Here is a 496-nt window from a genome sequence, read left to right as displayed (position 1 = left end):
TGGTAAAAATTACGAATTTAAAGTTTTAAAAATTACGGCGGATTTAGGTCGACTTACAGAGGAAAAGCTTGTAATGCGTTATCTCATAACAAGTAGCAATGGAACTGTAATTGAAGATACTAGAACGCTACCAGATTCTAGTCCCTACGTAATTAGAGGAGACTATCTTGATACCACCACCTATGTTTTAAATTATATTGGTAAAAAAGCAAATTGTGGACAGGCGGGCGCTATCTTGATTGATTTCTTAAAAGGCAGTAATAATACAAAAATGACTTTGTTTTTTGCGCCTGATGGAGCAATAATTTACGAAACCAATTGTGCAGGAGTAAAACAAATTATGCCTTTAAAACAAATCATTTTAACAAAATAGAAACAAATTAAACATTCAATCCCCGAGTCGTAAAGATTTGGGAATTTTAAAGGGGTTTCTTTAAAAATGAAAAATACAATAAAAACATTCGCTATTCTATTCTTGCTTCTAAGTTATGGCTAC

At 32.3% G+C, this 496-nt stretch carries 1 pseudogene; it reads left to right on the top strand.

Annotated features, from left to right (window positions below):
* Window positions 1-373 (top strand): annotated as a pseudogene (locus tag LPB87_RS20635) (hypothetical protein); the annotation flags it as partial.
* Between the last annotated feature and the right edge of the window lie 123 nt (window positions 374-496).

The sequence above is a fragment of the Flavobacterium sp. EDS genome (assembly GCF_020991525.1).
GTDB lineage: Bacteria > Bacteroidota > Bacteroidia > Flavobacteriales > Flavobacteriaceae > Flavobacterium.
This window is presented reverse-complemented; position numbering and strand designations above follow the sequence as displayed.